The 7,100-nt window shown below is 69.6% G+C and carries 6 protein-coding genes; 4 read left to right on the top strand and 2 right to left on the bottom strand.

Features of this window, described 5'->3' with window-relative positions; genetic code table 11:
• The first annotated feature begins 238 nt into the window (after positions 1-238).
• Complete coding sequence (locus ACFSL4_RS35675; protein WP_381092089.1) at positions 239-403, top strand: hypothetical protein; 165 nt, start codon at positions 239-241, stop codon at positions 401-403.
• A gap of 86 nt (positions 404-489) precedes the next feature.
• Here ACFSL4_RS35675 and ACFSL4_RS35670 read toward each other — a convergent pair whose 3' ends face one another.
• Positions 490-903 carry an ATP-binding protein gene (locus ACFSL4_RS35670; protein ID WP_381092088.1) on the bottom strand — a complete coding sequence of 138 codons (414 nt, stop codon included), beginning with the start codon at positions 901-903 and terminating at the stop codon, positions 490-492.
• Positions 904-1,109: 206 nt separating this feature from the next.
• Here ACFSL4_RS35670 and ACFSL4_RS35665 point away from each other — a divergent pair, with 206 nt between their 5' ends.
• The 3 genes from ACFSL4_RS35665 (at position 1,110) to ACFSL4_RS35655 (ending at position 6,110) form a co-directional block, all read left to right on the top strand.
• Positions 1,110-1,961 (top strand): helix-turn-helix domain-containing protein, encoded by an 852-nt coding sequence (locus ACFSL4_RS35665; RefSeq protein ID WP_381092086.1) that lies wholly within the window; start codon positions 1,110-1,112, stop codon positions 1,959-1,961.
• A gap of 7 nt (positions 1,962-1,968) precedes the next feature.
• Positions 1,969-2,187 carry a DUF397 domain-containing protein gene (locus tag ACFSL4_RS35660; protein ID WP_381092085.1) on the top strand — a complete coding sequence of 73 codons (219 nt, stop codon included), beginning with the start codon at positions 1,969-1,971 and terminating at the stop codon, positions 2,185-2,187.
• Positions 2,188-2,546: 359 nt separating this feature from the next.
• Entirely contained in the window at positions 2,547-6,110 is a 3,564-nt protein-coding gene (locus tag ACFSL4_RS35655; RefSeq protein WP_381092084.1) for an nSTAND1 domain-containing NTPase, read from the top strand.
• Position 6,111: 1 nt separating this feature from the next.
• Here the strand turns inward: ACFSL4_RS35655 and ACFSL4_RS35650 are convergent, their stop codons facing one another.
• Positions 6,112-6,411 carry an NIPSNAP family protein gene (locus ACFSL4_RS35650; protein ID WP_381092082.1) on the bottom strand — a complete coding sequence of 100 codons (300 nt, stop codon included), beginning with the start codon at positions 6,409-6,411 and terminating at the stop codon, positions 6,112-6,114.
• Between the last annotated feature and the right edge of the window lie 689 nt (positions 6,412-7,100).

The raw sequence follows: 7,100 nt of genomic DNA, 5'->3' as shown, positions 1-7,100 counted from the left end.
CTCCGGGACTCATCCGTCCCAGTATCAGGCTGTCCAGATCAACGGTGGAACTTCAGAAGCCCCCTCCGGAGCCGTGTGCACAGGTGCGAATCCTGCCGTCGGCGCCGTCAACGGATTCCAGCTCTTCCTCCGCGGCCCGGTTCTGGACCTTCGGCCGCCACAACGACGACACCGCCGGCTGCGGCCTTCATAGCCCCTACGGCGCCATGAAGGCCTCGGCTGGGACCGAGACCGGGAAGTGGACCTACCCTGTCTGTACCACCCGTTCGACCAGCCCGGACACACACTCCAGCGCCGCCCGGAAGCGGGCGACCTCGGCCCCGTCGATCCGCTTCCGGTGATCGCGCTCGCCTCCTACAGGGACGCGGGGCACATCTGCTCCTTCCGAAACAGTGAGCAGTGATTGGCGGATCTGTTTCAGGCATTCAGGCACCCCCAGATCAGGCAACCCGGCGGGGGAACACATCTCCCGATCACCGCCGAAGCGCCTTACGCAGCGACCAACTCGCACCACACGACCTTCCCTCGACTGCCGTCCCTCGTCAGCGGCTGCCAGCCCCACAGGTCGGCGCACGCCCGGACAAGCCCCAGCCCACGCCCCTCCTCCAGGTCGGCCACCTGCTCCAGTTGCACGGGCGGTTCCGGTGGCTCGGGGTCAGCGTCCCAGGCCCCGAGTCGCAGCACGCCCGCCGACCATCGCACACGCAGCGCGGCCGGGCCCTTGGTGTGGCGCACGGCGTTGGAGATCAACTCCGTCGCGAGAAGTTCAGCGGTGTCGACCAGGCGGATCAGGCCGTGCATGGTGAGGATCAGGCGGAGGGTGCGGCGGCTGATGGTGACGGCGCGTACGTCGTTGGGGATGTAGAGGCAGTACTCCCAGGGTTCGTTCGCGTTTTCGGGCATGCGTCAGCTCCGTTCGGATGCAGGAAGGGTGGTGGGGTGACGGTGGCATTGCCGCAGCCGTCGCGGCAGGACGGAGCGGTGCACTTCCGCAGCGTGTGCATTACGTCACCGACGGTAGGGCTAACATGTCATACGGGGCAAGTGGCTGCATAATCCGGCCCCGAATGAGTCACGCCAGCAGGGCGTGTTGAACCGAGGAGCAATCGATGGTCCTGAGGCGCGAACCCACGGCACGTCAGCTGCGCCTGGCTACGGAGCTGCGCCGGCTCCGCGACGCGGCGGGACTCTCCGCACGCGAGGCGGCAGCGTTGATCGGAGCGAGTCGCGTCCAGATCAGCCACATCGAGTCGGGCGTCGCGGGGGTGAGCGAGCAGCGGCTACGCCGTCTCGCGGCCCACTATGCGTGCGCGGACGCTGAGTTCGTCGACGCCTTGGCCGCACTGGCCGCCGATCGCACACGCGGCTGGTGGGAGGAGTACCGGGGGCTGCTCCCCACCTCGTTCCTGGACCTCTCCGAGTTGGAGTACCACTCCGCCTTCCGATGGGACGTGGACTTCCTGCACGTCCCGGGCCTGCTGCAGACCGAGGACTACGCTCGGGCGCTCTTCTCCCGCCGGGTTCCAGAACTGCCGCGAGGAGAATTGGAGTTGCGCGTCCGCCACCGAATGGAGCGGCGTGTCATCCTCGAGCAGGCAGAGCCGGTCCCGTACGAGGTGCTGTTACACGAGGCGGCGTTGCGGATCCGGGTAGGAGGCCGCGCCGCTTCACGTACTCAGCTGGACCGCATCCTGGAACTCTCCGAGGCGGGCCACGTGACCGTGCGCGTCATCCCCTTCGAACTGGACGACTTCGCCGACGTCACAGCCGCCATGGTGTACGCCGGTGGACCCGTCCCGAAGCTGGACACGGTGGTACGCGACGGCCCGCACGGCGTGCTCTTCATCGACTCCGAAGCGCAGCTCGGCGTCTTCCGAACGCTCTTTCGTAGAGTTGAGGGGGCATCGCTCGACCCCGCGCGGTCGCGCGACCTCATCCACAGGTTGGCAAAGGAACTGTGAGGCACTCGTGACCACCCGCGACGACTGGCAGAAGTCCTCCTACTCCGGCAGTGGCGACGGCAACGCCTGCGTGGAGATCGCAAACCGTCACACCCACATAGCCATACGCGACTCGAAGGCCCCGGCCGGGGCAACCCTCTCCTTCCCGGCCGGGGCCTTCACCGCCTTCATCGACGCCATGAAGTCTCACTCCGCTGGGACGGACTGCACCAGGTTCCGCGGCTGATCCGCCTCGTTGCCCCGAGCCGTCGCCGACTCGCACGCTGACACCTGCAACGGCACTGTCGCCACCAGCGACTGACCGCTCCGGTTCTGGAGGAGCTGCAGCGCGTACTGGACCGGGGTGAGCATCCCCATCGGGTGCCCGTCCCGAATGCCTCTTGGCTGAGCGTCCCGGTGGCCGATTTACGCGGATGTTCTTGAATCCTGCCTTGTCACCCGCGGATGATGTCCAGGGTTTCCTCGCGCCTCCGGACCGTGGATTTGCGCGGCCCCAATGCGCGAAGGGGCACAGGATGACGAGCGTGACGGGGGCGTGACCGTGGTGCGCGGGGATCGAGCAGGCCGGCGGGGGGCCGGTGCCGCATGAGGCAGCGCCTGCAAGTGGTGCTCCAGATCATGCTGGCGCTGGTCGCCTGCCTTCTCGGCATCGCCACCAACTACGCCACGAACGCGACCCACGTGCCCTGGGCACTGGAGGTCATCCGGCGGGGATCCATTCCGGCCATCGGGCTGCTCATCATCGCCATGGTGGTCGGTCAGGTCGTCGTGTACCGGCTGGAGAACCCGGCGCCCGAGCAGACGGAGTGGCCACGCGACCGGATTCCGTACCCTGGGCTGGACGCCTACAGCGAGGACGAGGCCGCCGTCTACTTCGGCCGGGAGGCGCAGGCTGCCGAGCTGACGCGCAGGCTGCACGCCTCCGGGCCGCGCCCGGTCGACCGGTTCCTGCTGCTGACCGGGGCCTCCGGCAGCGGCAAGTCCTCGCTGGTACGGGCCGGGGTGATGCCTCGTCTGCGCCGGCGCCGGTGGACCATCGTGCCGACGTTCGCGCCGGGGTCGAACCCGCTCAACGCTGTGGCCGCGTCCCTGGCCGTGGCCGGCGGCGGCACCGAGCCGGTCAGTGCGGTGTTGCGACGGCTGCGGCAGGGGCCGGACAGCCTGGCGGCCGAGGTATCACGGCTGCGTGGCGGGCAGTTCCGGCGGATCCTGCTCGTGATCGACCAGTTCGAGGAGCTCGTCACCCTTGCGGGCGAACGGGAACGGGCCCAGTTCCTGGAAGCGTTGGACACGTGCCTCCGGCAGGAGCCCACCGTCCGGGTCCTGGCCACCTGCCGGGTGGATCTGCTCGGGAGGCTCCTCAGCACCAGGCACGCGCAGCTTCTGCAGCATCCGGTGGCGATCGGCACGTTGAGCCGGGCGCAACTCGCTCAGGTCGTCGAGCGGCCGGGCGCCCTGGTGGGTATCTCGTTCGCTCCCGGTCTCGTCGAGACCATCGTGGACGACACCGGCACGGACGACGCGCTTCCTCTCCTCGCCTACCTCCTCCAGGAGCTGTACTTCGCCTGCGGGCCGGGCGGCACGGTCACCGAGGAGACGTACCAGCGGCTCGGGGGCGTGGCGGGGGCGCTTGCGCGGCAGGCCGACAACACCGTGGCATCCCTCAGCCCCCCGAACGGGATCGAGTTCGCCCTGCGGGTACTGCTGAAGTTCGTCACGCTCGAAGAGCGCGACCTCGCCCGCCGCCCGGTGCGTCTGTCCGAACTCACCGAGCAGGAGCGGTACGTGGTGGACGCGTTCATCGACGCGCGCCTCATCCGGTCCGACGCGGTGGACGGAGCGGTGGGGGACGCGAGCGGCCACCCGGAGGCGTACGCGGAGGTGACTCACGAGGCCCTTTTCCGCCAGTGGGCCCCTCTGCGGCAGGAGGCGGAGGCGCGGGCGGAACGTCTGCGGGAGCGGGCCGAGTTGGAGCGGTGGGCCGCGGACTGGGAACGGTCCGGGCGCAGCGTGGACTACCTCCTCACCGGTGAGCGGCTCGCGGTCGCCCAGAGGTGGCTGGTCGCGCTGGAGGAGGCAGGCCAGGCGTCGGCTCCCGCCTGTGCTCTCGTAGACGCCTCGCAGCGGCGGGACCTGGCCTTTCTCAGCCGTGTCTCCGACAGTATCGGCCGTCAGGTGATCGCGAGCGCGGAGACCGAGCCGGAACGGGCCCTCCTCCTCTCCCTGGCCGCGCTCGGTGAGTGTGCGCCGACACCGGCCGCGCGGCGTGGGCTGCTGACAGCGCTGGCCGCCAGCCACCTCCGTACCCGGTTGGACGGGCACTCGGACACGGTTCGGGACATTGACTGGTCCGCCGACGGGAAGCTGCTGGCCACCGCTTCCAGGGACGGTACGGCCCGGGTGTACGACGCACGTTCCGGACGTCAGCTGTACGTGCTGCCGTGCGACGGGGCCATGGTCGAGTCGGTGTGCTTCTCCCCCGACGCGACACGGGTGGCAGCCGCGGGCCGCGATCACGTCGTACGGGTCTGGGACGTCGCATCCGGTGAACCGGTCCGGCAGCTCACCGGTGCCGGGGACATCGGGCGGCAGGTGGCGTGGTCGCCGGACGGGCTGCGGGTGGCCGCAACGTTCAGGGACCATGTCGTACGGGTGTGGGTCGCCGACACCGGCCGGCTCGTGCACGAACTACGCGGCCACACGGGCGACGTCTGGGGCGTCGCGTGGTCGCCGGACGGCACCAGGCTCGCCACCGCCTCGCACGACCGGACGGTGATCGTCTGGGACGCGGCAACGGGATCGGCCGCGACGAACCTGACCGGCCACACGGAGTTCGTCGAGGGCGTCACGTGGTCGCCGGACGGGGAGTTGCTGGCGACGGGTTCCGGTGATCACACCGCCCGGGTCTGGGATGCCCGTACGGGCGCACTGCGGCTGCTGCTGCGCGGCCATACCGACTACGTGTGGAACCCCGCCTTCTCACCGGACGGCCGGATGCTCGCGACCCCGTCGTCCGACCGGACCGTTCGTGTCGTCAGCACCGAGGACGCGAAGGTGGTCGCGGTGTTGCGCGGGCACGCCGACACGGTGTGGTCCGTCGTGTGGTCACCGTCGGGTACCCGGCTCGCCACCGCGTCGACGGACGGTACCGGCAGGGTATGGGACCTGCAGCCGCGAGGCGCCGAGTCCGTCCTGGTCCCCGGGCACGACGGGCCGGTCAACCAGGCCGCCTGGTCCGGCGACGGCGCCCGTCTCGTCACCGCCTCGGACGACGGCACCACGCGGGTCTGGAGTGCGGACTCGGGCACACCCGCCGGGCCGGTGGCAACGCCCGGCGCACGCGTGTGGAGCGTGGCCTGGGCACCGTACGGCGACCGCTTCGCCCTCAGCACCGCGGACGGCCTGTTCCGCGTCGTCGACGGCGCGGGCGGCACAGTGTTCGAGCTGCGGGGCGAACCCGTCGAGGGGTGCTCATGGTCCCCGGACGCCCGACGGATCGCGACCGGCGGACACGACGGCACCGTACGCATCGTGTCGGCTGTCGACGGCACGGAGCTGCTGAAGCTGACGGGGCACCAGGACTGGGTGGGGCGTGTGGCCTGGTCCCCGAGCGGGCGAATGCTGGCCAGTTGCTCCGACGATCGCACCTGCCGCCTGTGGGACACCACCGACGGCACCCAGCTGACCGTGCTCCGCGGGCACGGCAACTACGTGGAGGACGCGGCCTGGTCCCCCGAAGAGAAGCGCGTGGCCACGGCGTCCGGCGACTGGACGGCCGCCGTGTGGGACGCGGCCACGGGGCGACGTGTCGAGGTGCTGAAGGGACACGAGGGGCGGGTCCGCGCCATCGCCTGGTCACCGGACGGCCGTCGCATCGCGACCGGGTCGGACGACCGGACGGTACGGCTCTGGTCCGCCGTCACATTCGAGGAGATGGACGTCATCGGTGTCCACCGGGACAAGGTGACCTCGGTGGCCTGGTCCGGGGACGGCACCCGGTTGCTCACCGCGTCCGCCGACGGGACCGCGCGCGTGTGGCCAGCGGACCCCGACTACGACCGGCTGGAGGCTCGGGCGCGGGGGCGGGTCTTCCGCACCCTCGACGCCGAGGAGCGGCGGCAGCACCTGCTGCCGCCGGATCCCGCTTGAGTCAGTAACAGTGCTCGACCGTACGGTCGTCGGTGCGCACGAGATAGTCGTCCGGGTCGAGGCCCATCGCCTTGCGCTCCGGCGACGCCCAGTACATAGCGTTCCGCTCCGCGAAGGTCTCGGGACCGTCGTAGGAGATCAGCCAGATGAACTGGTTGCGTTCCCGGTCGACCCAAGCCCCACCAATCTCGAAGCCCAACTCCAGTCGCAGCGGCACGATGTCACTGCGCCACCGGTCCACCCACTCGTCGAGCAGCCCGTCGCGGACGGTGTACGTACGCAACTGCGTGGTCCTGGGCATCGCGGGGCATCTCCTGTCGAATCGAGAAGTACCGGCAGACCGCCCCATCGCTTCACCCGAGCACGGCGGACCACTGGCCGAAGCCACCGATTCAACCGTATGTCACGCAGCGCCTGCCGACCGCCTCGATATCAAGCACGGGAGTCCAGAAGACCGCTGGTTCGCCCTCCGGCCGATCGGCTCCACTCTGTTTCCCTCCCCGTCCGTACGCCCCGCCAGGGAGTCGAACCCGCCGCTACGCGCCCCCGGCCTGCCGGTTCAGCTGCACCGCCGTGTCAATGACCAACTGCCCGCCGTCGACCAGCGGGCCCGCCTGTCCCCATGTCCCGGATCCCCCGCCCAGAACTCGAACCTGGGACCACCAACCGCGTTGTTTCATAGTTCCTGGTGGTACATGACTGCTTTCGCGCGTTGTGTACACGGCAGTTGGTACTCGCTTCCAGCAGCCCGTGCGGGTCCAAGGTGCCTGCTCGACTCGGATCGCACGCTGCCCCTCAAATCGCGCGCTGCCCCTCAATGAAGCCTCTTGCTGACCGGTCACATCCGGCCCGTTTGTTCTCGGACGAGACGCGACCGCGTGCAAGGCGGCACTCTTCAAGGTTGTGCATGAACTAGGTCCTGTCTGGAGTTCGGATCACGAGTGTGGTGCGATGCTTCGGAGCCAGAGCATCGCACCACACAGGTGCAGT

The organism is Streptomyces caeni (genome assembly GCF_042678285.1).
In the GTDB taxonomy this organism is placed as follows: domain Bacteria; phylum Actinomycetota; class Actinomycetes; order Streptomycetales; family Streptomycetaceae; genus Streptomyces; species Streptomyces caeni.
The sequence above is the reverse complement of the archived record's forward strand: the minus strand, read 5'-3'. Positions and strand labels throughout refer to the sequence as shown.

What these genes read in the sequence shown, in the direction of transcription:
- ACFSL4_RS35670 (WP_381092088.1), bottom strand. Translation starts at nt 903, where the DNA reads ATGCCCGAAAACGCGAACGAACCCTGGGAGTACTGCCTCTACATCCCC.
- ACFSL4_RS35665 (WP_381092086.1), top strand. Translation starts at nt 1,110, where the DNA reads ATGGTCCTGAGGCGCGAACCCACGGCACGTCAGCTGCGCCTGGCTACG.
- ACFSL4_RS35655 (WP_381092084.1), top strand. Translation starts at nt 2,547, where the DNA reads ATGAGGCAGCGCCTGCAAGTGGTGCTCCAGATCATGCTGGCGCTGGTC.
- ACFSL4_RS35650 (WP_381092082.1), bottom strand. Translation starts at nt 6,411, where the DNA reads ATGCCCAGGACCACGCAGTTGCGTACGTACACCGTCCGCGACGGGCTG.